This is a genomic window from Plantactinospora sp. B5E13 (assembly GCF_039871775.1).
Classification (GTDB): domain Bacteria; phylum Actinomycetota; class Actinomycetes; order Mycobacteriales; family Micromonosporaceae; genus Plantactinospora.
Window position 1 is genome coordinate 1 of sequence record NZ_JBDPLT010000014.1, and the last position, 26,768, is coordinate 26,768.

The 26,768-nt window shown below is 72.6% G+C and carries 24 protein-coding genes; 10 read left to right on the forward strand and 14 right to left on the reverse strand.

The genetic code is table 11. The features are described 5' to 3' along the window. Positions 1–42: 42 nt before the first annotated feature. From ABGB05_RS15025 to ABGB05_RS15050, 6 genes are all read right to left on the reverse strand, one after another. A complete protein-coding gene (locus ABGB05_RS15025) occupies positions 43–888 on the reverse strand; it encodes an MOSC N-terminal beta barrel domain-containing protein (protein WP_347653922.1) in 846 nt (281 codons plus the stop codon). A gap of 43 nt (positions 889–931) precedes the next feature. Further along, positions 932–1,414, reverse strand: a complete 483-nt coding sequence (locus tag ABGB05_RS15030; RefSeq protein WP_347653923.1) for a hypothetical protein — start codon at positions 1,412–1,414, stop codon at positions 932–934. Positions 1,415–1,542: 128 nt separating this feature from the next. Continuing rightward, positions 1,543–2,160 (reverse strand): response regulator transcription factor, encoded by a 618-nt coding sequence (locus tag ABGB05_RS15035; protein WP_347653925.1) that lies wholly within the window; start codon positions 2,158–2,160, stop codon positions 1,543–1,545. Next, positions 2,157–3,359: a sensor histidine kinase gene (locus ABGB05_RS15040; protein ID WP_347653926.1), complete on the reverse strand. Its 1,203-nt coding sequence runs from the start codon at positions 3,357–3,359 to the stop codon at positions 2,157–2,159. The genes ABGB05_RS15035 and ABGB05_RS15040 overlap by 4 nt, the downstream gene beginning before the upstream one ends. Next, the gene (locus ABGB05_RS15045) at positions 3,335–4,156 is read right to left on the reverse strand and encodes an ABC transporter permease (protein ID WP_347653928.1); all 822 of its coding nucleotides are present in this window, start codon (positions 4,154–4,156) and stop codon (positions 3,335–3,337) included. Before ABGB05_RS15045 ends, ABGB05_RS15040 begins: the two co-directional genes overlap by 25 nt. Continuing rightward, the gene (locus tag ABGB05_RS15050; protein ID WP_347653929.1) at positions 4,153–5,007 is read right to left on the reverse strand and encodes an ABC transporter ATP-binding protein; all 855 of its coding nucleotides are present in this window, start codon (positions 5,005–5,007) and stop codon (positions 4,153–4,155) included. Before ABGB05_RS15050 ends, ABGB05_RS15045 begins: the two co-directional genes overlap by 4 nt. Before the next feature lie 177 nt (positions 5,008–5,184). On the opposite strand from ABGB05_RS15050, the gene ABGB05_RS15055 reads away from it, so the two are divergent. Genes ABGB05_RS15055 through ABGB05_RS15065 form a run of 3 tightly spaced genes read left to right on the forward strand, consistent with a single transcriptional unit; the run spans position 5,185 to position 7,624 of the window. Further along, a complete protein-coding gene (locus ABGB05_RS15055) occupies positions 5,185–6,288 on the forward strand; it encodes a sensor histidine kinase (RefSeq protein ID WP_347653930.1) in 1,104 nt (367 codons plus the stop codon). After that, on the forward strand, positions 6,285–6,944 hold the full coding sequence (locus ABGB05_RS15060; RefSeq protein ID WP_347653931.1) for a response regulator transcription factor: 660 nt from the start codon (positions 6,285–6,287) through the stop codon (positions 6,942–6,944). Before ABGB05_RS15055 ends, ABGB05_RS15060 begins: the two co-directional genes overlap by 4 nt. Positions 6,945–7,000: 56 nt before the next feature. Further along, on the forward strand, positions 7,001–7,624 hold the full coding sequence (locus ABGB05_RS15065; protein WP_347653932.1) for a hypothetical protein: 624 nt from the start codon (positions 7,001–7,003) through the stop codon (positions 7,622–7,624). 71 nt (positions 7,625–7,695) lie between these two features. On the opposite strand, the gene ABGB05_RS15070 is transcribed toward ABGB05_RS15065, so the two are convergent. Next, positions 7,696–8,412 carry an MBL fold metallo-hydrolase gene (locus tag ABGB05_RS15070; protein ID WP_347653934.1) on the reverse strand — a complete coding sequence of 239 codons (717 nt, stop codon included), beginning with the start codon at positions 8,410–8,412 and terminating at the stop codon, positions 7,696–7,698. A gap of 113 nt (positions 8,413–8,525) precedes the next feature. Between ABGB05_RS15070 and ABGB05_RS15075 the strand changes: the two genes are divergently transcribed. After that, the gene (locus tag ABGB05_RS15075) at positions 8,526–9,464 is read left to right on the forward strand and encodes a threonine/serine dehydratase (protein WP_347653935.1); all 939 of its coding nucleotides are present in this window, start codon (positions 8,526–8,528) and stop codon (positions 9,462–9,464) included. On the opposite strand, the gene ABGB05_RS15080 is transcribed toward ABGB05_RS15075, so the two are convergent. Together ABGB05_RS15080 and ABGB05_RS15085 are read right to left on the reverse strand one after the other, a co-directional pair. Then, entirely contained in the window at positions 9,389–10,426 is a 1,038-nt protein-coding gene (locus ABGB05_RS15080) for a DUF72 domain-containing protein (protein WP_347653937.1), read from the reverse strand. The two genes, ABGB05_RS15075 and ABGB05_RS15080, sit on opposite strands and share 76 nt — an antisense overlap. A gap of 149 nt (positions 10,427–10,575) precedes the next feature. Next, positions 10,576–10,746 carry a hypothetical protein gene (locus ABGB05_RS15085; protein WP_347653938.1) on the reverse strand — a complete coding sequence of 57 codons (171 nt, stop codon included), beginning with the start codon at positions 10,744–10,746 and terminating at the stop codon, positions 10,576–10,578. Positions 10,747–11,110: 364 nt separating this feature from the next. On the opposite strand from ABGB05_RS15085, the gene ABGB05_RS15090 reads away from it, so the two are divergent. Next, positions 11,111–14,866: a S8 family serine peptidase gene (locus ABGB05_RS15090; protein ID WP_347653940.1), complete on the forward strand. Its 3,756-nt coding sequence runs from the start codon at positions 11,111–11,113 to the stop codon at positions 14,864–14,866. Positions 14,867–14,950: 84 nt separating this feature from the next. Here the strand turns inward: ABGB05_RS15090 and ABGB05_RS15095 are convergent, their stop codons facing one another. Beyond that, entirely contained in the window at positions 14,951–15,835 is an 885-nt protein-coding gene (locus tag ABGB05_RS15095; protein ID WP_347654142.1) for a LysR family transcriptional regulator, read from the reverse strand. Between the two features lie 224 nt (positions 15,836–16,059). On the opposite strand from ABGB05_RS15095, the gene ABGB05_RS15100 reads away from it, so the two are divergent. Both ABGB05_RS15100 and ABGB05_RS15105 read left to right on the forward strand, forming a co-directional pair. Beyond that, entirely contained in the window at positions 16,060–16,440 is a 381-nt protein-coding gene (locus ABGB05_RS15100) for a DUF1801 domain-containing protein (protein ID WP_347653941.1), read from the forward strand. Positions 16,441–16,443: 3 nt separating this feature from the next. Next, positions 16,444–16,830: a VOC family protein gene (locus tag ABGB05_RS15105; RefSeq protein ID WP_347653943.1), complete on the forward strand. Its 387-nt coding sequence runs from the start codon at positions 16,444–16,446 to the stop codon at positions 16,828–16,830. 13 nt (positions 16,831–16,843) lie between these two features. On the opposite strand, the gene ABGB05_RS15110 is transcribed toward ABGB05_RS15105, so the two are convergent. After that, the gene (locus ABGB05_RS15110) at positions 16,844–17,614 is read right to left on the reverse strand and encodes an HAD-IA family hydrolase (protein WP_347653944.1); all 771 of its coding nucleotides are present in this window, start codon (positions 17,612–17,614) and stop codon (positions 16,844–16,846) included. A gap of 187 nt (positions 17,615–17,801) precedes the next feature. Here ABGB05_RS15110 and ABGB05_RS15115 point away from each other — a divergent pair, with 187 nt between their 5' ends. Together ABGB05_RS15115 and ABGB05_RS15120 are read left to right on the forward strand one after the other, a co-directional pair. Then, entirely contained in the window at positions 17,802–20,030 is a 2,229-nt protein-coding gene (locus ABGB05_RS15115; protein WP_347653945.1) for a DUF4153 domain-containing protein, read from the forward strand. Between the two features lie 260 nt (positions 20,031–20,290). Then, positions 20,291–22,099, forward strand: a complete 1,809-nt coding sequence (locus ABGB05_RS15120) for a glycoside hydrolase family 15 protein (protein ID WP_347653947.1) — start codon at positions 20,291–20,293, stop codon at positions 22,097–22,099. A 21-nt stretch (positions 22,100–22,120) separates the two neighbouring features. On the opposite strand, the gene ABGB05_RS15125 is transcribed toward ABGB05_RS15120, so the two are convergent. Further along, complete coding sequence (locus tag ABGB05_RS15125; RefSeq protein ID WP_347653948.1) at positions 22,121–22,981, reverse strand: haloalkane dehalogenase; 861 nt, start codon at positions 22,979–22,981, stop codon at positions 22,121–22,123. A 61-nt stretch (positions 22,982–23,042) separates the two neighbouring features. After that, a complete protein-coding gene (locus ABGB05_RS15130; RefSeq protein ID WP_347653949.1) occupies positions 23,043–23,738 on the reverse strand; it encodes an NAD(P)H-binding protein in 696 nt (231 codons plus the stop codon). Between the two features lie 66 nt (positions 23,739–23,804). Between ABGB05_RS15130 and ABGB05_RS15135 the strand changes: the two genes are divergently transcribed. Beyond that, positions 23,805–24,443, forward strand: a complete 639-nt coding sequence (locus ABGB05_RS15135; RefSeq protein ID WP_347653950.1) for a TetR family transcriptional regulator — start codon at positions 23,805–23,807, stop codon at positions 24,441–24,443. A 92-nt stretch (positions 24,444–24,535) separates the two neighbouring features. Here the strand turns inward: ABGB05_RS15135 and katG are convergent, their stop codons facing one another. After that, positions 24,536–26,767, reverse strand: coding sequence for a catalase/peroxidase HPI (katG, locus tag ABGB05_RS15140; protein ID WP_347654144.1), 2,232 nt, complete (start codon positions 26,765–26,767; stop codon positions 24,536–24,538). Position 26,768 lies beyond the last annotated feature (1 nt).

The window sequence follows — 26,768 nt, forward strand, 5'->3', positions numbered from 1 at the left end:
CCGGGGAGCCGGCCCGCTCCGTCGTACCCGACGACAGCCCGGTCAGTCAAGCACCTCCACCGCGTCACCGACCCGGACCGTACGACCGTCGCGGGACGGCCCGCCCGGTTCGGCCCGTACCGTCAACTGGAGACCGAAGAGAAGCTTGCGGCCGATGTTCCGCCGGGCGGCGAGCATCCGGAGCGGTTCCCGCCCCCGCTCCCCGGTCTCCTGGTCGATCGTCGCGATCAGACAGCGGGCACATTCGGCGGCGCCCTGGAACACCGCCCCGCCGATCCTGATCCGCCGGCCGACCCAGCCACCCTCGGCCCACGGCGCGGCACCGTCGACCACCAGGTTGGGACGAAACTGGACCATCGGCAGTGGCCCCTCGGCGCTGCCCGACTCCAGCAGCCATTCGTTGAACATGTCCAGTGAGGCGCTGTTGGCCAACAGCAGCGGAGTGCCGTCGGCGAAGCTCAGCTCGGCACCGACCCCGGCCGGCACCGGCCAGGGAACGAGGTTGCGGGTGGGGTCGCCGAGCCAGACCAGCCGGGCGGTACGCCCCAACAGCCGTCTGAGCCAGTCGTCCGCCTCGCGACCGGCGGCCCGTACCGGTGCGGGCGGCCGCGCCCGGTACACCCGTACCTCGAGCACCTCGCCGTCGGTCGGCTCGGCCAGCTCGAGCGGAGCCATCCCCGGCGCATCCAGGGTCAGCCCGCCCGGCCGGGTCACCGCCCGCATCGTCACCAGTTCCCGGTGCTGACGCTGGCTCAGGCCGAGCCCGTTCTCGTCCACGATCAGCCAACGCCGGTCGCCGTCCAGCCCCCACGGCTCGACCCGCGCCGTGTCCCGGTCCATCCGGCGGCAGCCCTTCACCGGATACGTATAGATCGAGGTGACTCGCATCCGGTCAGGATGACACGCCGCGGCGCGGCGTGAACACCCGCTCCTACGACCCGCTCTCGATGACGGTGGGCTCGCCCAACTCCTCGGCGACACGCGCGATGCCGGTACGGATCATCCGTCCGTACTCGTCGTCGGGCAGCACCGCGACGTGCTGGCGGGCCAGGATGAGCTGTTCGCGGGCCTGGTCCGGCCGGCCCAGCTTCCGGTAGTCCTCGGCGAGGTTGAGGTGCAGCGACGGGCGCATCCCCTCGACGGTCAACGTCGCGTGGTGCCGCTGGGCCCGTACGTCGGTGAGTACCTCGGCGGCCTCCAGCGCGCGCAGGTCCCAGCGGAGTTCCTCGGCCGGATCGTCCTGCAGGTCGGCGAGGTAGTGGGCCAGCGAGCACCGGTGCAACGGGTCGCCGTCCGCCCCGATCCGGCCCCAGAGTGCGGTGAGCCGCTCCCTGGCCTCGTCGACCCGGCCAGCCTGTCCCCACCCGACCGCCTCGCCGATGCTCGCCATCATCTCGTCGACGTCGTCCGCCATCGTCTCGTTCCCTCCGCCATGCCCGGCTGCTGCCCGGACCCGCCACCGGCCGGCCAACCCCGGCCCGGCCGTCATGCTGGGGCCTCGAGCAGGTGGAGAGTCAACCGACCGGTGGAAGCTCGGAGTACTCAGAGTTCCCCGAGTGTCATCGCCGTGGTCACCGCTGCCGTCCGGTCCGACACACCGAGCTTGTGGAACGCCCGCAGCAGGTGCGTCTTCACCGTCGCCTCGCTGACGTGCAGCTCGCGTCCGATCTCCGGGTTCGACAGTCCCCGGGCGACCAGCCTCAGCACCTCCACCTCACGTGGGGAGAGGGTTTCGCGTCGCGGCCGGCGTACCTGGCGGACCAGCCGGGTGGCCACCGACGGGGCGAGGACCGTCTCGCCGCGCGCCGCCGCCCGTACCGCGGCGAGCAGGTCCGCCCGGGAGGCGTCCTTGAGCAGGTAGCCGGCCGCGCCGGCCTCCACCGCGCGCAGGATGTCCGCGTCCGTGTCGTACGTGGTCAACACCACCACCCGGATCGTCGGGACGACGGTCAGCAGCTGCTCGGTCGCGCCGACCCCGTCCAGGCCCGGCATCCGCAGGTCCATCAGGACCAGATCCGGCCGCATCGCCTGGACGACCCGGACCGCCTCCGCGCCGGAGGCCGCCTCACCGACAACCGTGAGGTCCGGCTCCCCCGCCAGCATCGCCCGGATCCCGGCCCGGACCACCGGATGGTCGTCGACCAGCAGCACCGAGATCATCCGTCCGCCACCTCCACCTGGACCGTCGTCCCCGCACCGGACCGCGACTCGACCGCGAGCCTGCCCGACACCTGCGCCACCCGGGCCGACATCGCACCCAGCCCGTAGCCGCCGGCCGCCGGTGTGCCGAAACCACGGCCGTCGTCGGTCACCACCAGCAGCACCCCGCCCGGCCGGTACGTCAGCCGAACCGTGACCGAGGTGGCGTCGGCATGCTTGCGTACGTTCGCCAGCGCCTCCTGCACGACCCGCAGCAGCACCACCTCGACCCTGGTCGGCAGTGCACGCGGCTCCCCCGCCACGACAACCCGCCCCACCAGCCCGGTCTCGGTACCGAGCCGGTCGACCAGCCGCCGGGTCGCGTCCGCGAGGGACGATTCGGCGAGCGCCACCGGAGTGAGGGCACCGACCAGCGCCCTCGCCTCGGCCAGGTTGTCCCGGGCCATCCCGGTCGCCGTCCGCAGGTGCCGCCGGGCCTGGGTCAGGTCCCGGTCGAGTTCCGTCTCGGCGGCCTGGAGCAGCAGCACCACACTGGTCAGCCCCTGGGCGATGGTGTCGTGGATGTCACCGGCCAGCCGCTGCCGCTCGGCCGCCACCCCGGCCTCGTGGGAGAGCCGGGCCACCTCGGCCCGGCTGGCGTCCAGCTCCTCGATCAGTACCGCCCGTTCCTCGTTCTGCCGGGTCACCTGCCGGGCCCAGGTGCCGACGACGGCGGAGATCAGCACAACGACCAGGGCAACCGGCCCCGGTCCGGTGAGCGCGTCCCTCGGCTCTCCGGTACGCAGTACGAAGACCACCACGCCGGCCAGGTTGAACAGCACCACCGCCCCGGTGGCCGGCAACGCCGGCAGCATCATGTACGCCTGTGCACAGAGGGCGAGCAGGACAAAGGACGCGGCGCTGACCGAGGCGACCGCCGGTACGTACAGCAGCAGGGCCACCCCGAGGTAGACCCCGCCCCGCCAGCCCTCCACCTCGTCGCGGGCCACCCGCCGCCCCCAGACCAGATACCAGCCGACCAGCGCGGCGAGCAGCACCACCGCCCTCGCCCGGTCCGACCCCGGTCTGCTCAGGTCGGTCAGGACGAAGACGGTGGTGGCGACCGCCGCGAGTCCGAAGTAGAGGTCCCAGAGCGGATACCGCCGCTGCCAGGCTCCCCTGCCGGTCTCCGGACTCACCGCTCCCCGTGGCCGCGCCACCGGAAGGTCCTCAGACACAGCAGCAGCCCTCCGATGCACCAGACGGCGAGCACGAGCGCGGTGCGCCCATGCTCCCACGACCGGGTCACCTCGTGGGACAGGATCGTGTCGGGCAGGAAGGCCGACCGGAAGCCCTGGGCCATCCACTTGAGCGGGAACAGGGCCCCGAGCCGCAGCAGCGGTTCGGGCAGTGCGGAGACCGGGGTGAAGAAGATCCCCGAGATGAACGCCAACACCAGGTAGGGCAGGTTCATCACCGCGCCGGCACTGCGCCCGGACCGGGCCAGGCTGCTGACCGCGATGCCCAGGAAGGAGCAGCCGGCGACGCCGAGCAGGAGGACCCAGCCGAAGGTCAGCCACCGTCCCGGCTCCGCCGGCAGGTCGACACCGAACATCAGCGTGCCGATGGCGAGTAGCAGCACCACCTCGGCCACGCTGATCACCAGCACCATGAAGACCTTGCCGAGCACGTACGCCGACGGGGGCACCGGCGCGCCACGCAGCCGCTTCAGGGTGCCGTCGTCCCGGTCGGCGGCGATGCTGATCCCCAGGTTGACGAAGGTGGTCGAGGCGACGCCAGCGGCGATCATGCTGGGGACGAGGTACTGGGCCGAGGTGACGGTGCTGCCCTCGTACACACCGGTGATCAGGGAGCCGAGCAGGGCCAGCAGCACCGCCGGCAGGGCGAAGGTGAAGACCACCGCGTCACGTTCCCGAAAGAACGCCCTCAGTTCGAGCAGGCCACGGTGCAGCCCGAGGATGGCGGGGGACGGAACGGCGCCGGTCGGGAGGGTCATCGGGTGCCGTCTTCGATCAGTGTGAGGTAGACGTCTTCGAGGCTGGGCCGGGTCACGGTCAGGCCGGGCACCGGGCCGCCGTACCGTGCGGTCAGTTCGGCGACCACCGAGGCCGGGTCGCCGGTCCGTCGGGACCGCAGCGCGGTGCCGTCCCGCCAGGACACCGTCGCCTCCGCAGTCGCCCGGCCGCCCAGGGTCGCCGGATCCCCCTCGGCGACGATCCGACCGGAGACGATCACCGCCACCCGGTCGGCCAGCGCCTCGGCCTCGTCCAGGTAGTGGGTGGTGAACACGACCGTGGTGCCGTCCCCGGTGGTCAGCGCACGGATCAGGGCCCAGAAGGCGCGGCGTACCTCCGGGTCGAACCCGGTGGTCGGCTCGTCCAGGAAGAGTAGGCGCGGCCGGCCGACCACGCCGAGGCCGACGTCGAGCCGACGGCGCTGCCCGCCGGAGAGGGTACGGACCAGCGCTCCCGCCTTCCCGGTCAGCCCGACCAGACCGATGACCTCGTCCGGGTCCCGGGCCTCCGGGTAGTAGCGGGCGAAGTGCCGGAGCGACTCGGCCACGGTCAGTTCGCTCAGGTCACGGGCGCTCTGCGGGACGATCCCGATGCTCCGGCGCCAGCGCAGCGGAGCCCGCCGGGGATCGGTGCCGAGCACCGAGACCTCGCCCGCGTCCCGGTCGCGGTGCCCCTCCAGGATCTCCACGGTGGTGGTCTTGCCCGCCCCGTTCGGGCCGAGCAGGGCGACGATCTCGCCGTCGGCGACGTCGAGGTCGAGGCCGTCGACGGCAGCCTCGTCCCGGTAGCGTTTGCGCAGCCCACGTACCCGTACGGCGTACTGGTCAGTCATGCGTCGAGGATGCGCGGTTCCGGGCTGCCGCCGCGACGACCGGTGGACTGAACCGCGCTGTCCACCGACCGGTGGACACGACCACGTCCCGGTACCACCGTCCCGTCGGCCGGCCCGGACGGCGGGCTACCACGAACGCGGTATGCCGCACGACGCCCGGATCCGTACAGTTGCCGAGTGCGGCGGTGGATGGTGGACGTCGGCATCCTGGCGGTCACCGGCGCGGTGACCGGATACCGGCTCGCGGTGACCGAGGCCGCCCCGGGCGACCGGGCGGCCGATCCCACGGCGTACGGGATCGGGCTGGTGATGACGCTCGCCCTGCTCGGCCGGCGGCGCTGGCCGGCCGTGGTGCTGGCGGTGGTCGGCGGGCTCTTCCTGCTCTACCACGTCTGGCGGTATCCGGGCGGCGCGCCGGCCCCGCCGGTCTGGGTGGCGCTGTGCTCGGTCGCGCTCGCCGACCGGCGTCGACCCGGCCTGGGCCTGGCCGGTCTGTTCATCCTCCTCGACCTCCAGTCCCGGGTGATTGTGGAGCAGGTGGAGCCGCTGACCGCCACCCTGGACGGCTCGACCGTGGTCTTCGTGGCCGCGCTGCTGCTCGGCGAGACGGTCCGGAGCCGACGGATCCGGCTGGCGCTGGTCGCCGCCGAACGCGACCGGGCGGTCGAACGGCACCTCGTCGCGGAACGTCTGCGCATCGCCCGGGAACTGCACGACGTCACCGCGCACACCCTGGCCGTGGTCGGCGTCCAGGCCGGGGTCGCCGCCGAGATGCTGGAGGACGACCCGGCGCAGGCCCGCGCCGCGCTGGGAGAGGTCCGGCGGGCCAGCCGGGAGGCGATGGTGGAGTTGCGGGCGGCGGTCGGCGTACTCCGGGACGGCACCCGGGCCACCGACCCGGCCGACTGTCCGGTGCCCGCGCCGCCGGTGCCCGTCCTCGACCGGCTCCCCGCGCTGGTCGCCGCCACCGGCGCCGTCATCGCCCGGGACGGCGAGCCGCGCCTGTTGCCCCGGGCGGTGGAGGCGACGGCGTACCGGATCGTCCAGGAGGCGGTGGCGAACGCGGTCCGGCACGCCGACGCCGAACGGATCGAGGTACGACTCGGGTACCGGGTGGACGGCCTGACGGTGACCGTCCGGGACGACGGCCGGGGCGCCACCGGCCCACCCGGCAACGGGTTGCGTGGCATGGCGGAACGCGCCGCCGGCCTGGGCGGCTGGCTGCAGGCCGGCCCGGCGGACGGGGGCGGTTTCCAGGTGCGGGGGTGGCTGCCGGGATGACCACGACACGGGTGCTGCTCGCCGACGACCAGACACTGGTCCGGGCGGGCTTCCGGGTGCTGCTGGAACGGGCACCCGACATCGAGGTGGTCGCCGAGGCGTCCGACGGCGACGAGGCGATCGCGCTCGCCCGCGCGCACCGGCCGGACGTCGTCCTGATGGACGTGCGGATGCCCGGCACCGACGGGCTGACCGCGACCCGGCGGGTCCTCGCCGACGACCGGCTGCCCGGGGTACGGGTGGTCGTGCTGACCACCTTCGAGCTTGACGAGTACGTCTACGCGGCGTTGCACGCCGGGGCGAGCGGCTTCCTGTTGAAGAACCTGGAACCGGAGGAGTTGCGCCGGGCGGTCCGGGTGGTGGCCGCCGGTGACGCGCTGCTGGCGCCGGAGGTGACCCGTCGGCTCATCGCGGCGTTCGCCAGCGGTCCGACGGTGCCCGGACTGCACACGTTGACCGCCCGGGAGCGGGAGGTGGTGGCGCTGGTCGCGGAGGGGCTCTCGAACGTGGAGGTGGGAGTCCGGCTCGGCATGAGTACGGCGACCGCGAAGACCCACACCAACCGGGCGATGACCAAACTCGGTGCCCGGGACCGGGCCCAGCTCGTGGTCTTCGCGTACCGCAGCGGGCTGGTCGGGGTACGACGACCGCGGTAGGCCGCCGCGCCGTCGGGCGGATCCGCCGGGGATCCGCCGTCCATAGCGTCAGATCCATGTTTCTCATCCTCGGTCCCACCCTCAACCTGCTGGCCACCTTCTTCTGGCAGGCCGAGACGCAGGGTGCCACGGCCGGCACCCTCGCCGCTCTCTCCGTGGCCTGCTGGCTGGTCGGCCTGCTCGGCCTCTACGACCGGCTGCGGGCCGGCGCGCCCCGCTACGTGGCGGTGGCGGTGCCGCTGACCGTCTTCGCCACCCTGGGCGGAATCTCGTTCGGTGTGCAGAGCATCCACGAGGAGCTCTTCGGCGCCTCGCACGCCCGGGCCGTCGAACTGCTCGACCAGCACGCGTTCGCGGCGACGACCCTGTTCTGGACCGCCGGGCCGCTCTTCCCGCTGGTCCTCTTCGCGCTCGGCGCGGCGCTGGCCCGGCTGCGCGCCGCACCGTTGCCGGTCGGGGTGCTGCTCTGTCTGGGGGCGCTCGCCTTCCCACTGAGCCGGATCACCCGAGAGGTCTCCGTCGCGCACGTCGCGGACCTGCTCCTGCTGCTGCCGTTCCTCTACCTCGGGGTGCGCGGGCTGCGGGACCAGGCCCGGTCGACGCCCTCGGCAGCCGACAGTGCCGTCGCAGCACGACAGTCGCGGGTCACGGTGGCGGGCCACGACAACCTGACCGGCTGATCCGGCGCCGGACCCCGGCCCCGACACAGATCGCGGTGCGGGGCCGGGGTTGACGGAGTGACGGCCCGGGTTCAGCCGGACAGCAGTTGGCGGGCCTGCTCCAGGGTGGTGGGTTCGCTGTGGCTGTCGACGTACCACTGGTAGGTGTCGTCGAGCAGGTCGTGCGCCATCGCCAGGTCGGGTCCGTCGTCCGGGCCGCGCAGGTGGAACGGCGGCGGATAGAAGCAGTCGCCGAGCAGCGCCACCTGCGAGTCCGGCACCAGGACAACCGTCGAGTCGGGGGCGTGCCCGCCGCCGACGTGCCGCAGCCGTACGTCGCCGGGCAGGGTCAGCTCGTCGGTGAAGGTGGTGTGCGGCGGGACGACCGCGAAGTCGTCCCAGCCCTCCATCGCCAGCGCCCGGCCCCGGAAGCTCGGCCCCAGCCGGGGGTTCGCCCGGACCTCGTCGCGCAGGTAGCGGTGGCTCCACGGGCGGGCCGCCTCGGCTTCGAGCAGTTCCCGGCCAGCGACGTGGCCGACCACCTCCACCTCCGGCCAGGCGCAGGCGCCCCAGACGTGGTCCCAGTGGTGGTGGGTGTAGACCAGCCGGCGGGCCGCAGGCAGCCCGGCGTCCCGGATCGCGGCCTGGATCTCCCGCGCGTGCGCCGGTGACTGGCCGGCGTCGACGACCAGACTGCCGTGGTCGTCGGCGACCACGGCGACGCTGCCCCGGAGGTTCTCCGGATCGGGGTCGCCGGGGAAGAGCCAAACCCGCCCGGCGAGCGGCACAAGGGTGGTGATGGTGATCAACTCCTCGGATCGACGGGTCCGCCACCGGACCGGGTGGCCTGCCTCACCATGACCCGACCGGCGCACTCCACCCGACTACCGTACGGCGGGAGCAGGCGGAGCGGAGGGTAGTCATGATCAGCCGTACCGACGTGGCGCGCGCGGCGGCCCGGATCGCCGGGCATGTCCGGTCGACCCCGGTGGTCGAGGTCGAGCCGGATTCCGCCGGTCCGGCCGGCGCGCTCTGGCTCAAACTGGAGTACCTGCAGCACACCGGCTCGTTCAAGGCCCGGGGCGCGTTCAACCGGATCCTCGCCGCGGCCGAGGCCGGGGAACTTCCGCCGGCCGGGGTGGTCGCCGCCTCCGGCGGCAACGCCGGCCTCGCCGTCGGCTACGCGGCGCGCCGTCTCGGCATCCCGGCGGAGGTGTACGTACCGGCCACCGCCCCCGAGGTGAAGGTGGCGAAGCTGCGCCGGCTCGGCGCCACCGTGGTCCGGCACGGCCGGGAGTACGCCGAGGCGTACGAGGCGGCGACCAAACGGACCGCCGAGACCGGTGCGCTCTTCTGCCACGCGTACGACCAGCCGGAGATCTGCGCCGGTCAGGGCACCGTCGGCCGGGAACTGCTCGAACAGGTCGACCGGCTGGACACCGTACTGGTCGCGGTTGGCGGTGGTGGGCTGCTGGCCGGGCTGGCGACCGCGTTGGACGGGGTGGCCCGGGCGGTCGCGGTGGAGCCGGAGTCGGTGCCGACCCTGCACGCGGCGTTGGCCGCCGGCCGCCCGGTCGACGTGGCGGTCTCCGGCGTCGCCGCCGACGCGCTCGGCGCCCGCCGGGTCGGCGACATCGCCTACGACGTGGCGGTCCGGACCGGGGTGGCGAGTGTGCTGGTCGACGACGCGCGGATCGTCGAGGCGCGCCGGCTGCTCTGGGACCGGTACCGGGTCGTGGTGGAGCACGGCACCGCCGCCGCCTTCGCCGCGCTCACCTCCGGTGTCTACCGGCCGGCCGACGGGGAACGGGTCGCCGTCCTGCTCTGCGGCGCGAACACCGATCCGGCCGACCTCGGCTGAGCGCTCCCGCCCGGCTGCCGCCGGGGACCGGGCCGCTGCCCCGCTCGGGGTCGGGGCAGGTCGACCTGGCCGGCGCGCGGCCAGCGCACGGCCGGCCCGAGCAGTTCGACCAGTCGGGCGGCGTCGGTCTGCGCCTGGTCACCGCAGCAGTTGTTGAGCAGTACGTGCAGTTCGGTGTGTTCGGCGGCGAAGTCGCGGAGCCGGCCGGCCCAGTCGGCAAGTTCGTCGTCGCCGTACGCGTACCGGAACTTCTCCTGCTTGTCCCCGGTCTCCCAGGCCGGGCTGTGGCCGTGGAGGCGCATCACGGCCGGTTCGGCGGTGCCGAGCAGGAGCGGCGGGACGGACGAGGCGTACCCCTGTGGCATGTCGACGCTGACGATCGAGATGTCCTGCCCGGCGAGGAATCCGAAGGTGTCCGGGGCGGTGGTCGGGTCGTACCAGGTGGCGTTGCGGAACTCGGCCGCGAGCCGCCACGGCCGGCAGCGTTCGGCGACCTCGCGGATCCGCCGCTTGGCCGGCTCGCCGTGGGCCAGCCAGGGCGGGAACTGGAACAGCAGTACGCCGAGTTTGCCTGCCGCGTCGAGCGGCGCGACCACGGACCGGAACCTTTCCCACAACCGCTCGTACGTCTTCGCCGGCAGGTCCCGGCGGCGGACCCGACCGGTGTCCCGGCCCTCCGGTCGCAGGTCGCGGGGCAGCGCCGACACCTCGGTCGGATGGCCGGTGAACAGGCTGAACGCCTTGACGTTGAAGGTGAAGTCGGGCGGGGTCCGCTCGGCCCACGCCTGCACCGTCTCGATCGCCGGCAGCGCGTAATACGTGGTGTCGACCTCGACGAGGCCGAACCGTTCCGCGTAGTAGGCCAGCCGGCCGGCCGGGGTGTTGACCGACCGGGGATACCAGCCCGAGGCGAGCAGTGACCGGTCCGCCCACGAGGAGGTGCCTACCTTCAACTCGCCCATGTCTGCCAGTTCTCCACCCGACACCGGGTTCTAACCCTCCCCGACCGGCCTAAATTCCGCGCCGCCGGAACCGCCGGCACCGGGAGAACCGGTGCCGGCGGTTCCGGCGTGGACGGCGTGGACGGCGGGACGGCGGGACGGCGGGACGGTCAGGCGTACGGGTCGACGCGGCCGAAGACGACCGTGCGGGTGGTCTGGTCGTACCAGGTGCCGGAGCTGCTGCTCCAGCGGTGCGCGACGAGGCGACCGTCGGCCCGGCTGGTCCGGACAAAACCGCTGGTGGGCCGCTGTTGTTCCAGGCAGGGCGGGAGCCGGCACACCGGTCACCCGGGGTGACCGACCGGTCCGGTCCGTTGTCGCTGTCGGAATGCCGACCGGCCGCGGACCTGCCCCGCCCCCCCCGACGGCCGCCCCTCGACGGCCGCTCCCCGACGACGTCGACGGGTCGGTTGTCACGGATACCCGGGACCCACCTTTACCGTGATGAAAATCGTTCCCATAAAGTTCCCGTTGATCGCCGGTCCGATCCGGACCGATCTCCCCCCGTACGACACGCTGGCCGCAGGACCTGGCGGGACTGCGCCATGGCGCAAGCACGCCACCCGTCACGTGTTGATGCGTCCGGGAACCGGTCGGATGATCCGTTGATCTTGCCATCCGTTCGCCGACCCGAAGAGGTTCTCGTTGCCTTCCGTTTCCATCCGCAGGCCCGGGCTGGTCGCCCTCGGTGTGCTGACCGCCCTGGCGGTGGGGATCACCCCGGCCACCGCCGCGGCACCCGCCGAACCACCAGACTCGCCGGGCGGGGCCGGCCCCACCGGTCCGGTGTTGCCGCCGGGCACCGCCGCCCTGCCGCCGTCCGGCGCCGGCACGCACCGGGTCACCCTGGTCACCGGTGACCGGGTCACCATCGGCACCGCCGCCGACGGCACCGTCGTCCAGTCGGTCGAGGGTCCGGACGGGACCGCCGGCACCTTCCACCGGGTGGTGCTCGACGGCGCGACGTACGTCTACCCGGACGCCGCCCTGCCGTACGTCACCGCCGGTCTGCTCGACAAGCGGCTGTTCAACGTCACCGGGCTGGTCGCCGACGGCTACGACGACGCCCACACCGACCGGCTGCCGCTGATCGTCCAGTACACCGACGCCGCGGCCCGGTCCCGGCGCACCACCACGGTCCCCGGCTCCACCGTGGTACGTCCGCTCGACGCCGTGCAGGGCTCGGCGGTCGCGCAGGACCGCGACCAGGCCCCGACCTTCTGGTCGGCGGTCACCGGGACGACCGGCGGCACCACCGCCCGGCGGGCCACCGGCACCCCGTCGTTCGCCGCCGGCATCGACCGGATCTGGCTGGACGGCAAGGTGACCGCGAACCTGGCGGACTCGACCGCCCAGATCGGCGCGCCGGAGATCTGGTCCGGCGGGAACACCGCGACCGGGGTGAAGGTCGCCGTCCTGGACAGCGGCATCGACACCGAACACCCCGACTTCGCCGGACAGATCGACGCCACCGCCAGTTTCGTGCCGTACGAGGAGTACGTCGAGGACTACCACGGGCACGGCACACACGTCGCCTCGACGATCGCCGGTACCGGTGCCGCCTCAAACGGCACCGAGCGGGGCGTCGCCTTCGGCGCCCGGCTGCACGTCGGCAAGGTGCTCGACAGCGACGGCCAGGGCCAGGAGTCCTGGATCCTCGCCGGCATGGAGTGGGCGGCCCGGCAGGAGCGGGCCCGGATCATCAACATGAGCCTGGGTGGCGCCGGCACCGACGGCACCGACCCGCTCAGCGAGGCGGTCGACACGCTCAGCGCCGAGACCGGCGCCTTGTTCGTGGTCGCCGCCGGCAACAGCGGCCCGCGGACCATCGGCACCCCCGGTACGGCGGACGCCGCGCTCACCGTCGGCTCGGTCGACCGTGACGACCGGCTCGCCGAGGACTCCAGCCAGGGCCCGCGCACCGACGGCGGGCTCAAGCCGGAGATCACCGCCCCCGGGGTGGAGATCCTGGCGGCCCGCTCCCACCTCGTCCGGGGCACCGGCTCCTACCAGGTGATGAGCGGCACCTCGATGGCGACCCCGCACGTCAGCGGTGCCGCCGCGCTGCTCGCCGCCGCCCACCCGGACTGGACCGGCCCCCAGCTCAAGGAGGCGCTGGTCAGCAGCAGCAAGGCCACCCCGGCGTACTCGCCGTACCAGGCCGGCGCCGGTCGGGTCGACATCCCGGCGGCGGTGCGGAGCACCGTCTTCGGCACGGTCAGTGCCTACTCCGGCTACCAGTCCTGGCCGGTCGAGCCGGGCAAGGTCGACGTGCAGAAGGTGACGTACACCAACGTCGGTGACGCACCGGTCGAGCTGGCCCTGCGGACGGAGGTACCGGACGCGCCGACCGGGCTCTTCGCCCTCTCCGCCGACCGGGTCAGTGTGCCGGCGCACGGCACCGCCTCGGTGGACCTGACCGCGGCGTTCGACCTGCTGCCCGCCGACCGGGAGCTCAGCGGCATGGTCACCGCCACCGACGGCGCCGGTACGGTCCGGGCCAAGACCCTGGTCGGGGCCGGCAAGGAGGGGCAGCGACAGAACCTGCACATCGTCGCCAGGGACCGCTCCGGCCAGCCGATCCCCGGCGCCAAGGTCCTGGTCACCACGAAGGACCTCTTCACCGCGGTCGACCTGGACGAGAGCGGCAGCGCCACGCTGCGGCTACCGCCTGGCAGCTACAGCGGCTGGCTCAGCGCCGACGTGCAGGGGGCCAACGGACCCCACTCGCTGGGCATGGCGCTGCTCAGCTTCACCGACGTGTCGCTGGACCAGGACCGGACCGTCACCCTCGACGCCCGAAAGGCCAAGCAGATCAGGGCGTACGTGCCGCAGCCGGGGAATCCGTTCGGGATGCGGCTGGACGTGCACCGTTCGTTCGGCGACAGCCTCGTCGAGAGTTCGATGCTGCCGAACGAGTCGTACGACAGCATGTGGGCGCTGCCGACCGGCCGTAAGGTGACCGACGGCGAGTTCGAGTTCGGCGCCCGGTTCCGGCTGGAACAGCCGGCACTGACCGTGGCGACCAGGTCCGACACCTTCGGTGACCTGCTGGTGAAGCGGGGCAGCACCCCGCTGCCGAAGGGCACCCGGAAGCTGACCGCGGTGCTCGGCGACGACGGCAGCCCGGCGGCGCTGGCCCGGCACGACGTCCGGGGCAGGGCCGTGGTGGTCCGGCAGAGCGACACCGTCACCATCGCCGAGCAGGCGGAGGCCGCCGCGGCGGCCGGCGCGCAGCTGCTGCTGGTCGCCGGGACCGGAATCGGCCGGCTGGCGCCGTGGGACGAGACCCCGTGGACCCCGGAGCGCCCGGCACCGCTGACCGTGGCGACGCTCAACGCCGACCAGGGTGCCGCCCTGCTCGCCCGCCTCAGCCGGGGACCGGTCGAGTTGACCGTCACCGCGAACCCGACCACCGAGTACCTGTACGACGTGGTGCGGCACTGGACCGGGGCGGTTCCGGCCGACCCGACGTGGCGGTCGGAGAAGCGGGACCTGGCCCGGGTGGACGTCTCGTTCCGCAACCACCGGCCGGGCAAGGCCAGCGAGTTCCGCGGCGACGTCTGGCACGGCTGGGTGGTCGGCAACCAGCTGACCGCCCCGGCCCGGGGTGAGCGGACCGACTGGGTCACCGCCGACGCCGACTGGGTGGAGAGCGCCGACATCCTCGGCGAGACCGGGCAGGACTCGCTCGACGCGCTCCGCTACGCGCCGAAGAGGACCTACCAGGTGCGCTGGTTCGGGCCGGTCCAGCGGCCCCGGATGGGTCCGCTGCTCGCCATGCCGCTGCGCTACCTCGACTCGGTCTACGTTCCGGTACCCGGCTGGGGCGACTCGGGTGGTGGTCACATCGGTGACGCGTACGGCAACTACGACGTGAAGAACTGGGCCGCGCTCTACCAGGGCGACCGTCAACTGCTCTGGGGCAACGCCGAGTACCTGCCGGTCAGCGGGCTCGCCCCGGAGCGGCTGCCGTACCGGATCGTGGTCGACAACGACCGGGCCGACTGGACGAACCCGTACTCCCGGCACACGCTGACCGAGTGGAACTTCACCTCGGCGGCGACCGGGGCGGAGATGTCCGAGGTCCTGCCGCTGATCCAGCTCGACTACGCGGTGGCCACCGACGAGGACGGCCGGGCGGCCCGGAACAGCCGGTTGACGGTGACCCCGTCGCACCTGCCCGGGGTCTCCGCGACGGTCCGTACGCCCACCGTCGAGATCTCGTACGACGACGGTACGCACTGGCAGCGGGCCGAGCTGAAGCGGGACGAATCCGGCTGGCGGACGACCCTGAAGGCGCCGAAGGGGTCCTCCTTCGTCACGCTCCGGGTCGCCGCCGCGGACAGCGCCGGCAACACGGTCACCCAGACCATCACCCGGGCCTTCGGGCTGCGGTGACGGTCGACTGACGTACCCGTCCCCCACATGCCGCCGTCGGGCGGGCCGCGACCGGCGGTCCCGCCCGGCGGCGGCGCTCTGTGGTCAGTTCCGGTTCGCGTCCGTCGCGGCCCGGACGAACTCGCGGATCCGGGCGGTGGCGTTGCTCTCCGACCAGACCAGCCCCCGGTGGATCGGCGGGGCGTCGTGGATCGGGACGTAGGTGATGTCCGGCCGGGAGTGGTAGCGCCGGGTCAGTTCCCCGACCGGCAGGACACCCCGGCCGAGCGCGACCAGCGACAGCATCTCGGAGAACGTGTTGCCGACCGGGCCCTTCGGCACCGGTCGCCCGGCCGGGGTCCGCTCCGGGGTCCGGTCACGTTTGAACTCCGCCGAGGTGGCCGGCGGGTACTGCACGACCGGGAACTCGGCGAGAACCTCCAGCGAGACCGACTCCGCGTCGGCGAGCGGATGCCCGGCGGCGACGGCCAGCAGCCGCCGCTCCGCCAGCAGGGGCGGTCCGCAGGCCATGCCGTCGAACGGGAACGAGGCGATGAGCAGGTCGACCGAGCCGTCGAGCAGGCTGGCCCGGGAGTTGGCCAGTTGCACCTCGCGTACCTCGACGGCGCAGTCGGGATGTCGTTCGGTGAAGAGGTTCACCGCTCTGAGCAGGGTCGGGGCCGTCCACTCGCCGAGGAAGGCGACCCGGAGCCGTCCGGTGACCCCCCGGCCGGCCTCGACCGCCCGACGTACCGCCTCGGTCATCCCGGTGACCAGCGGCGTCAGGTCGTCGGCGAGTTGCCGGCCGATCGGGGTGAGCTGGACGACCCGGCTGGTCCGGGCGAACAGCGGCGCGCCGATCCGGCGTTCCAGCTTCCTGACCACGTGACTGATCCGGCCGGTGGTGACCCGCAACCGCTGTGCGGTACGGCCGAAGTGCAGCTCCTCGGCGAGGGTCAGGAACGTCTCGATCTCGTACCGCTCCAGCAGCTGGTCGGAGACGACCGACCCGGTCCCGGGCTCCGGCATCCTGTCCCTCCGTCCCCGGCGCTGTCCCTCCGTCCCCGGCGGCGTCGGATCGTTGAATCTGGCGCAACGATCGTAGTGTGATCGCGTCTTGGTGGCCGCCGCGGCAGTGCGAATAGTGGAGGTCGTCACCGGCGGCACCGGGAATCTCCGGCAGCGGCCCACCCCACACGACGGAAGCGGAACGTATGTCCAGCGACACCCAGACCCTCCGGAATCCGGTCACCGACTACCTGGCCGGACTTGACGAACCGCTGCGGGAGATCGGCGAGCGCCTGCACGACGTGATCAACGCCGCGCTGCCCGGGACGACCGGCGCGATGTGGCACGGCCACCCGACCTGGAGCCTCGGCCCGAAACCCGGACAGCGACCGGTCTGCCTGCTGAAGGCGTACGGGTCGTACGTCACCTTCGGGCTGTGGCGGGGCCGGGAGGTCGACGACCGGTCCGGACGGCTCGTCCCCGGCGCCCGTCAGATGGCGTCGGTGAAGCTCACCACCGCCGAGGAGGTCGACACCGACCTCTTCACCGCCTGGTTGCGGCACGCACACGACCTGGAATCGAGGTAACAGATGTTGCGGGTGAAGGCATTCGACCATGTGGTGCTCCGGGTACGGGACGTCGAGCGTGCCCTGGAGTTCTACTGCGGCCGGCTCGGTCTGGAGCCGGTCCGGGTCGCCGAGTGGCGGGCCGGCACGGCCCCGTTCCCCTCGGTACGGGTCAGCCCGGAGACGATCCTGGACCTGGTGGTCAGCACCGACGGCGCGACGCTCGACCACATCTGCCTGGTCGTCGAGCCGCTCGACTGGCGGGAGGTCGTCGACTCGGGAGTGTTCACGGTCGTCGACGGGCCGGGGACCCGGTTCGGCGCCCGGGGCGACGCGCAGGCGGTCTACGTACGGGACCCGGACGGCAACACCGTCGAACTGCGCTGGTATCCGCAGGACACGCCGTCCTGACGACGCCCCCCGATCAGCCGCCCAGGGTACGGCCAAGCAGGTCGAGTAGCCCGTGACCGTCCTCGACGACCCGGTCGGGCGCGCAGTCCGACAGCGGGCGCGCCCGACCGGTACGCGCCGAACGCATCAGCACCGCCGCCCCCGCGCCGGCCCGACGGGCACAGCGGATGTCCCGGTCCGGCATGTCGCCGACGAACCAACACTGCTCCACGGGTACGTCGACCTCCCGTGCCGCACGCCAGGCCAGCTCCGGGTTCGGCTTCCGCAAACCCAGCTCGTCGCTGTAGAGCTGGACCACGAAAAGGTCACCGAGCCCGGCGGCGGTGAGGAAGTCCCGATGCGCGGCACCGCAGAGCGCGTTGCTCACCACGGCGAGCGGCAGCCCGGCGTCCGTCGCCGCCCGCAGCGCCTCGGGAATGCCCGGTCGCACCTCCCAGTCGTCGCGCCACGACCAGGCATAGCTGAGCGGGGTCGCCGCCCGACGTACCGCCTCCCGGGCCGGCTCCGGCCAGTCGACGGTCACGAACTCGCCCCACACCTGTTCGTGTCCGAGTTCCACCGGTCTCGGCTCGGCGCTGGCCGCGTGCCGCCACTCGGCGTACCGTCGGGCACCGTCGAGCAGGTCCTGCCCGATCCGGTCCTCCGGGACAGCGGGTCCGACCAGCAGGTGCAGCCGTCGGACCAGGTCCGGCGGCGCCGAGCGGCGGGCGCCTGGCGGGCGCGGCGGCCCGTCGACGAGTACACCGCCGAAGTCCAGGAGCAATGCGCGCGGTGGACGGAGCACCACCGCATTCTCACCGACCCGACCCGACCACCGGTATCGACGACCCGGCCGGGTTTGCCGCGACGGTCGGTACCCCGCCGGGGATGAATAACCGTCCGGACCCGCCGCGGTCGTGACGGCATGACCGGGCGACGCGCGGGGGCGGGTGGGTCGTACAGTGTGCGCACCCTCGACCAAGGAGAACCTCTTGTCTGAGTCGCCATCGGCGCCGGACTCGCCGCCATCCGCCGCCCCGGGGCCGGTCGGCGGCAACCCTTCCCGGACCGGTACCCCGTACCTGCTGGTCATGCCGGCCGGCGACGGCGCACCGCCGACGATGACCTGGCCGGGCGGCGAAGGCCAGCCGGGTTGGGCCATCCCGGTCACCATCCCGGCCGGGACCCAGGGGTACGCGGTGTTCGTACCGCTGGTGCCGGCCGATGCGGTGGCCGCACCCGGGGTACGTCCGACAGGGACGCCGCCTGCGGGCAGGCAGCCGACCGACCCGCAACAGGCCGACCCGCAACCGGCCGACCCGCAACCGACCGACCCGCAACCGGCCGACCCGCAACCGGCCACGCCCGACGGACAGTCAGCCGGGACGCCCCAGCCGGCCGAGGCGGCCCGAGCCGCCGAGACGTCCGGCGGGACGTCATCCGTCGAGGCTCCGGCGGCGAAGCCGGCCCCCGACACGTCGCCGACCGGGGCCACGGCTGCCGGCACGCCACCGACCGGGGCCACCGCCACGGCCGCCGGCACGACCGCTCCGCCGCCGGCAGAGGCCGGACCGACCGGGGTCCCCGCCGCCCCGCCACAGAGCACTACCGCGCCACACAGCACCGCCCCGCCACCCGGCACCGCCCTGCCACCGGGCTGGCCGGCAACGCCTGGATACGCCCCAGCCCGGCCGTACCACGTGTCGCTCGGCCCGCCGCCTCCGTCCTTCCTGCAGACCCGCTGGCCGGGGCCGAAACCCGGCCGGGGCTGGGCGGTGCCGGCGGCGGTTCTCGCCGGAGCGCTCGGGCAGGCACTTTTTGTCCCGCTCAACCGCACCGGAATCGGCTGGCTGCTCGGCTGGCTCGCCCTGACCATCGGAGTGGTCGTCGTGGTCCGTCGGCACACCGCCGCACTGCCGCGCGCCGAACGGTGGGTCCGGGCCGGCTGGGCGGTCGCGGCGCTCGCGCTGCTCAGCGTGCTCGCCTTCCGCAACGCCTGGTGGCTGGTGACGTTCTGCGTTCTCGGCGCGCTCGGCTGCGCCGCGCTGGCCATCGTCGGCGGCCGGCTCGTACGCTCGATCCTGTTCAGCCTGGTGGCCGCTCCGTTCGCCGGATTCCGGGGCCTGCCCTGGGTCCGTCGCCACGTCCGCGTCACCGCCAGTCCCAGCGCGACCCGTCGGATCGTCGGGTCGGCGGCGGCGACGGTGGTCGTACTCCTCGTCTTCGGCGCACTGCTCTCCTCGGCCGACGCCGCCTTCTCGGTGGTCCTCGGCGAACTCGCGCCGGAGGTCAACGTCGGTTCGGTCTTCACCTGGCTCTTCCTGCTCGCCGTGGGTGGGTTGATCGCGACCGCCGCGGTCTACACCCTGGCCGCGCCACCGGACCTCTCCACGGTCGACAAGCCGAGCGGACGCCGGCTCGGAATCATGGAGTGGGCTCCGGCGATCGCCGCGTTGACCCTGCTCTTCGGCGGTTTTGTCGCCGTACAGTTCACCGTGCTCTTCGGCGGCCAGCGGCACGTGCTGGAGACCGCCGGTCTGAGCTACGCCGAGTACGCCCGCAGCGGCTTCTGGCAACTCGTCGTCGTCACCCTGCTGACGCTGGCCGTACTGGGCGGGGTGACCCGGTGGGCCCGACGTGACCGGCCGGTCGAACGGCATCTGCTGCGGATCCTGCTGGGCCTGCTCAGCGCACTCAGTGTGGTGATCGTGATCTCCGCGCTGTCCCGGATGTACACCTACCAGCAGGTGTACAGCTTCACCGGGGAACGCATCTTCGTGATGGCGTTCGAACTGCTGCTCGGCGCGGTCTTCCTGATGGTCCTGGCCGCCGGGATCCGCTGGCGCGGCGGCTGGATCCCCCGGGCGACCGTGGGACTCGTCGTGCTGATGCTGCTCGGGCTGGCCGGACTCAACCCGGAGGATTACGCCGCCCGCCGCAACATCGCGCGCTACCAGGAGACCGGCAAGATCGACGCCTGGTATCTGCGGGCGCTCTCCGCGGACGCGACGCCGGCGCTGGCCAAACTCCCCGATCCGGTACGCCGCTGCACGCTGAGCTGGATCGCCGACGACCTGGCCGACCCGGACCCCTGGTACGCCTGGAACCTGGGCCGGCTCCGGGCCCGGCAGACCCTCGACCGGCTGGGCCCGAACGCGGTCGGCGGTCAGCGGGACTGCCGGGCAGCCGACCAGTTCGACCTGCCGAAAACCCGCCGGTAAGTCACGGGTGGTCCACCGCCGCTGCCGTACCGGAGCGGACCGGGACTGCGGTACGCCCGCGGACGGGACACGTTCCGGCCACCGCGACACACCTCCGGTGGGCGCCGTTAGGTCGGTCGGAAAACGGGTAGCCGACCGCTCGGTCCGGGTTCGTCGAGCCGGACCGCCGGAGACCCGCGCCGCCGGTCCGAGGGCGTGGCAGAGCGAGGATGACCGCCGGATGGTTCAGCTGCTGGGAAACGACCGGTCCGGGAGGTGCCGTGTGCGCCAGCCCGATTGAGGAGTACGCCCTCCTCGCCGACGGCCGCTCCGGCGCGCTGGTCGGTCGGGACGGGTCGGTCGACTGGTGGTGTCCGGCCCGGTTCGACGGTCCGTCGGTCTTCGCCCGCCTGCTCGACAACGACAGCGGCGGCCACTGGTTCATCCGGCCGGACGGCGAATTCGACGTCGAGCGCCAGTACCTCGACGGCACCCTGGTGGTGCGGACCGTCTTCACCACGCGGGACGGCTCGGTGGCGATCACCGACGGGCTGGCCCTGGACGCCGAGGCCCGCGGCCACGAGATCGGACACTATCCGCCGGGTCTCCTGCTGAGGGAGGTGGAAGGGCTCTCCGGGCGCGTGCCGATGGTGATGTCGTACGAGCCCCGGTTCGAGTACGGCCGGGTGCGTGCCCACCTGCTCCGGCACGGCACGACGATCGTCGCGAGGGCGACCGGCAGCACACTCGGGCTGGCCCCCTCGGTGCCGGTGGACTGCCGCGACGTCGACGCGTCGGCGACGTTCACCGTGGAAGCCGGCCGGCGGGAGACGTTCTCGCTGTCGTACTCGCCGACCTACCACCAGCGGGAGCCGATGGCGGTCGACGTGTCGGCGGCGTTGGCCGACACGGTCGAGGCGTGGCGTTCCTGGTCCGGCGCGCACACCTACCCAGGCCTGTACGCGCCGCTGGTACGCCACAGCGTGCTGGTCCTGCAGGGGCTGACCTACCAGCTGAGCGGCTCGGTCGTCGCCGCGGCGACCACCTCGGTACCGGTGACGGCGGAGGGCCAGCAGATCTACGACTACCGGTACGTGTGGCTGCGGGACTTCAGTCTGACCCTCCGGGCGCTCTCCAGCGCGGCCTGCCCGGACGAGGCGGTCAGACTCTTCCGCTGGATGGCCGAAGCGATCGGTGTGGTGGGCATGGAGCCGGTTCCGATCATGGTCGGTGTCGAGGGCGAGCGTGACCTGAGCGAACGCCAGATCGACGTACTTGACGGATACGTCGAGACTGGTTCGGTCCGGCTCGGCAACGCCGCCTGGACCCAGCGGCAGCATGACATCCTCGGCCAGATCGTGGACGCTGCCTGGCTGTTGCGTCGAAGCCTCGAGCCGCTGCCGGACGACGTACACCGGCTGCTGCGGGACATCATCAAGCAGGCGGCCCAGACCTGGCGGGAGCCGGACTCCGGCGTGTGGGAGATGCGGGAGGAGCTGCGCCACAACCTGACCTCCAAGGTGAGCTGCTGGCTGGCGCTGGACCGGGCGGTACGCTTCGGCACCCGGCTCGGCAGTCCGGCGGAGCTGCGGCGCTGGGCCGCCATCCGCGACGAGATCCGGGAGACGATCCTTCGGGAGGGCTGGAACGAGCGGGTCGGCGCCTACACCGGCGCCTTCGACTCCGACCAGTTGGACGCCTCGGTGCTGGCACTGCCGCTCGTCGGCTTCATCCGCGCCGACGATCCGCGGATGCTGGCGACGGTGGAACGGATCCAGCGGGAGCTGACCGTCGACGGTCTGGTCCGACGCTGGCCCGGCGAACCAGGGGGCTTCCTCGCCTGCTCCTTCTGGCTGGTTCAGTGCCTCGCGCTCGCCGGCGACCCGGACCGGGCCGCCGAGCTCTTCGAGAGCCTCGCCGGCAGGGCCAACGACGTCGGCCTCTTCGCCGAACAGATCGACCTGTGTACGGGTCGGCAGGTCGGAAACTTCCCCCAGGCGTTCTCCCACATCGGGCTGATCGCCGCCGCCTGGCGGCTCACCGAGACGCAGATCGACCGATACTCCCAGGCCGGAAAGGCGACCTCCTGACCCCGGCCCCGCCCGGCGGCGTCACCGCAGCAGCCGGTGCCGGTCCGCCCAGCCGCGTACCGCGGCGGCGATCGCCTCCGGCTGGTCCTCGGGTGCGTGGTGGCCGGCGGGTCCGAGCTGTGCGATGTCGAGACCGGCGACGGTGGCCGCACACCAGTCGACCAGTTCCGGTCCCAGCATCGCACCGGGGCCGGGTTCGAAGGCGAGCAGCAGCTTCGGTACGTCGGCGCTCGAGGCCAGCCAGGCGTCGTACCGCTCGACGCGGGTCACGACGTCGGCGGGCTCGCCGCCCAGCGGCATGGCGCGCGGCCACTCCAGCAACGGCCGGCGACTCGCCGGGGTCGGGTACGGCTCCAGGTACACCCGCAGGTCGTCGGCGGAGAGGCCGCTGGCGACGGTGAACGGCAGCATGTCGGTGAGAAACAGGTTCTGTTCGAGGATCATGGTTTCGCCGACACCCGGTGTCCTGATCGACCGGAACAGCTCCCGGCCGCCCTCGGGAAACTCCTCCCACGCCATCGGCTTCACGATCGTCTCCAGGAACGCCAGGCCGCGGACCCGGTCGGGATGCCGGGCGGCCCAGTCGAACGCGAGCGCGCCACCCCAGTCGTGACCGACCAGTACCACCTCGTCCAGGCCGAGGGCGTCGAACCACCCCTCCAGATACCGCGCGTGGTCGTCGAAGGTGTACCCGACGTCGGGCTTGCCGGACTCCCCCATCCCGATCAGGTCGGGTGCGAGCCGGCGTCCGGCGCCGACCGCCGGCATGACGTGCCGCCACAGGTACGAGGAGGTGGGGTTGCCGTGCAGGAAGACGATCGGCTTCCCGGTGCCGGTCTCCCGGTGGAACATCATCGAGTCGAGAACGGGCGTGCGGGGCATGTGCTGACCTTTCGGGAGGTGGAACGGGAGGTTCGTCCGGCCGTGGTGACGCGGTGCGGCTTCACTTCTTCCTGGTGATCGCCTCGCGCCAGATCAGCCCCGCGATGCTGGGCCTGACCTCGGTGGTGATCACCGCCATCGCCCGGTGGACGAACCGGTCGTCGGTGAGCTGTGCCAGCATGCTCGCCGCCAGGTCGGCCCGGGCCGTGAACAGCCCGTCCGCGACGTCCTCCGCGACCCGGTGCCGGGTGACCGTCGGGTGGTCGAACAGGCCGGACGGTCGGGCGATCGTCCAGTCCAGGTCGCTGTTGCGGACGATCTCCTCCATCCGGCGCATGTCCTCGTGCGCGGTGCGGCCCATCCGGCGGTTCACCAGCGGGTCCAGCACGTTGTTGAAGAAGAACTCGCCGGTCGGCCGCCACCTCGGGTCCAGCACGCTGGAGCTGACCGTGACCAACCGTTTCACCCCGTACCGGTGCATGGCCGCGACGATGTTCGCGTTGCCCTGGGAATAGACCGTGACCGGTTTCGGGGAGAGCGGCACCCCGAGGCTGGACAGGACCGCGTCGCTGCCGGCCACCGCCCGGTCGACGGCGGCGGGATCGGCGACGTCGGCGACGACCTCGGTGAGGCCGGCACGGGGTGGGATGGCGTCGGGCCGACGGGTGACGGCGGTGACCTCGTGGCCGGCGGCCAGCGCCTGCGCGGTCAGCTGCCGGCCGGTGGGGCCGGTGGCCCCGAAGACGACGGTACGCATTTCTTCGCTCCTCGCTGTGGGCGTGATCGGATTGACCATGCCGGGCGGGGAGCGCAGTATTCAACCGTGTTGAATAAAAGCCGGGGGCGACCACGAGGCAATCCCGACACCAGGTCCCGGATCGCCGAGGTCGCCCGCGAACTGTTCCTGCGGCACGGCTACCAGGGCACCACGGTCCGGGCCGTCGCCGCCGCGGCCGGGGTGGACCCGGCGCTGATCAGCTATCACTTCGGCTCCAAGCAGGGGCTTTTCGGCCAGTCGTTGAACCTGCTCTGCGTCGGGTCGCCCGCCCTCGTCGAGGCTCTGCAGGGCGACCAGGCCGGCCTCGCCGACCGGCTGCTCAGCGCCGTCACGACGCTCTGGGACGCCACCGCCCCCACCGAGAACCGGATGGCGTTGCAGGACGACGACACGATGCACGCCTTCCGGAGCTACCTGGAAAGTGAGCTACTCGTCCGCATTGCTGAATTTCTGGAGGGCCCGGACGCCACCGCCCGGGCCGCCGCCGGGGTCGGCGTGCTCGGCGGTCTGATCTTCACCCGGTACCTGAACCCGATCCGGCCCCTCAACACGCTGCCGTCGGCCGAGGTCCGGCGCATGTTCGCACCGGCGCTGCGCGCCGCGCTGCATCCCCGGCCGCCGGGCCGCACTCCGCCGGTCACCGTACGACGCAGTCGAGCCACCGTCGGCCCGGTGCCCCACTGAGGTTCGCCCCCGGCGGGCCACGACGCCGGCCGACAGCGGTACGTCGACAGTCCGGGCCGGCCCCGCACGGAGCCGGCCCGGACGTCACCGGATCAGACCAGGTCGAACCGGTCCAGTTCCATCACCTTGACCCACGCCGCCACGAAGTCCCGGACGAACTTCTCCCGGGCGTCGTCACTCGCGTAGACCTCGGCGAGCGCCCGCAGCTCGGAGTTCGAACCGAAGACGAGGTCGGCCCGGGTGCCGGTCCACCGAACCTCGCCGGTGGCCAGGTCGCGCCCCTCGAACGTGTTCGCGTCCGCCGAGGTCGCCTTCCACGTCGTACCCAGGTCGAGCAGGTTGACGAAGAAGTCGTTGGTCAGCGACCCCGGGGTCGTGGTGAAGACACCCAGCGACGACTGCTGGTGGTTGGCGCCCAGCACCCGCAGACCGCCGACCAGGACGGTCATCTCGGGCGCGGTCAGGGTGAGCAGGTTCGCCCGGTCGACAAGCAGGAACTCCGCCGGCAGCCGGTTGCCCTTGCCGAGGTAGTTGCGGAACCCGTCGGCGGTCGGCTCCATCGCGGCGAACGACTCGACGTCGGTCTGCTCCTGCGAGGCGTCCATCCGCCCCGGCGTGAACGGCACCTCGACGTCGAAGCCGGCGCTCCGGGCGGCCTGCTCGACACCGACCCCACCGGCGAGCACGATCAGGTCGGCCAGCGAGACCTTCTTACCGCCGGTCTGGGCGGCGTTGAACGTCTGCTGGATCCCCTCCAGGGTGTGCAGCACCCGCGCCAGCTCGTCCGGGTCGTTCACCTCCCAGCTGTTCTGCGGCTCCAGCCGGATCCGGGCACCGTTGGCACCGCCGCGCTTGTCACCGCCGCGGAAGGTGGACGCGGACGCCCACGCGGTGGAGACCAGCTGGGCCACCGACAGACCGGAGGCGACGATCTGCGCCTTGAGGGCGGCGATGTCCCCGGCGTCGACCAGCTCGTGGTCCACCGCCGGGATCGGGTCCTGCCAGACCTGCACCTCGGCCGGGACCTCCGGGCCGAGGTAGCGCTGGATCGGGCCCATGTCGCGGTGGGTCAGCTTGAACCAGGCCCGGGCGAAGGCGTCCGCGAACTGGTCCGGGTTCTCCATGAACCGCCGCGAGATCTGCTCGTAGACCGGGTCCACCCGCAGCGCGATGTCGGAGGTCAGCATCTTCGGGTTGTGCCGCTTCGACGGGTCGTGCGCGTCCGGGACGGTCCCCGCCCCGGCGCCGTGCTTGGGCTGCCACTGGTGCGCGCCGGCCGGGCTCTTGGTCAGTTCCCACTCGTACCCGAAGAGGTTCCAGAAGAAGTTGTTGCTCCACCGGGTCGGCGTGGTGGTCCAGGTGACCTCCAGGCCACTGGTGATCGTGTCGGCGCCCTTGCCGGTGCCGAAGCTGTTCTGCCAGCCCAGGCCCTGCTGCTCGATCGGTGCGGCCTCCGGCTCCGCACCGACGTGGTCGGCCGGACCCGCGCCGTGGGTCTTGCCGAAGGTGTGGCCGCCGGCGATCAGCGCGACGGTCTCCTCGTCGTTCATCCCCATCCGGCGGAACGTCTCCCGGATGTCGCGCGCCGAGGCGAGCGGGTCCGGGTTGCCGTTCGGGCCCTCCGGGTTGACGTAGATGAGACCCATCTGGACCGCGGCGAGCGGGTTCTCCAGCTCCCGGTCGCCGGTGTAGCGCTGGTCACCGAGCCAGGTGGTCTCCGGGCCCCAGTAGACGTCCTCCTCCGGCTCCCAGACGTCGGCCCGGCCGCCGGCGAAGCCGAAGGTCTTGAAGCCCATCGACTCGAGGGCCACGTTGCCGGTGAGGATCATGAGGTCGGCCCAGGAGAGGCTCTGGCCGTACTTCTTCTTGACCGGCCAGAGCAGGCGGCGGGCCTTGTCCAGGTTCGCGTTGTCCGGCCAGCTGTTCAGCGGGGCGAAGCGCTGCATGCCGGCGCCGGCGCCGCCGCGGCCGTCGCTGATCCGGTACGTACCGGCGCTGTGCCACGCCATCCGGATCATGAACGGGCCGTAGTGGCCGAAGTCGGCCGGCCACCAGTCCTGCGAGGTGGTGAGCACCTCGGCGATGTCCCGCTTCACGGCGTCGAGGTCAAGGCTCTTGAACGCCTCGGCGTAGTCGAACTCGGTGCCGAGCGGGTTCCGAACGGCGGGGTTCTTGGCGAGGATCTTCAGGTTGATGCTCTCCGGCCACCAGCCACGGTTGCCACCGCCCTGGGTGGGATGGGGGGCGCGTCCGTGCGCGACCGGGCAGCGGGACTCGCCACCCGCCTCCGCGTCATGGACGACCGCCTCGTGGTGCTCGGACATC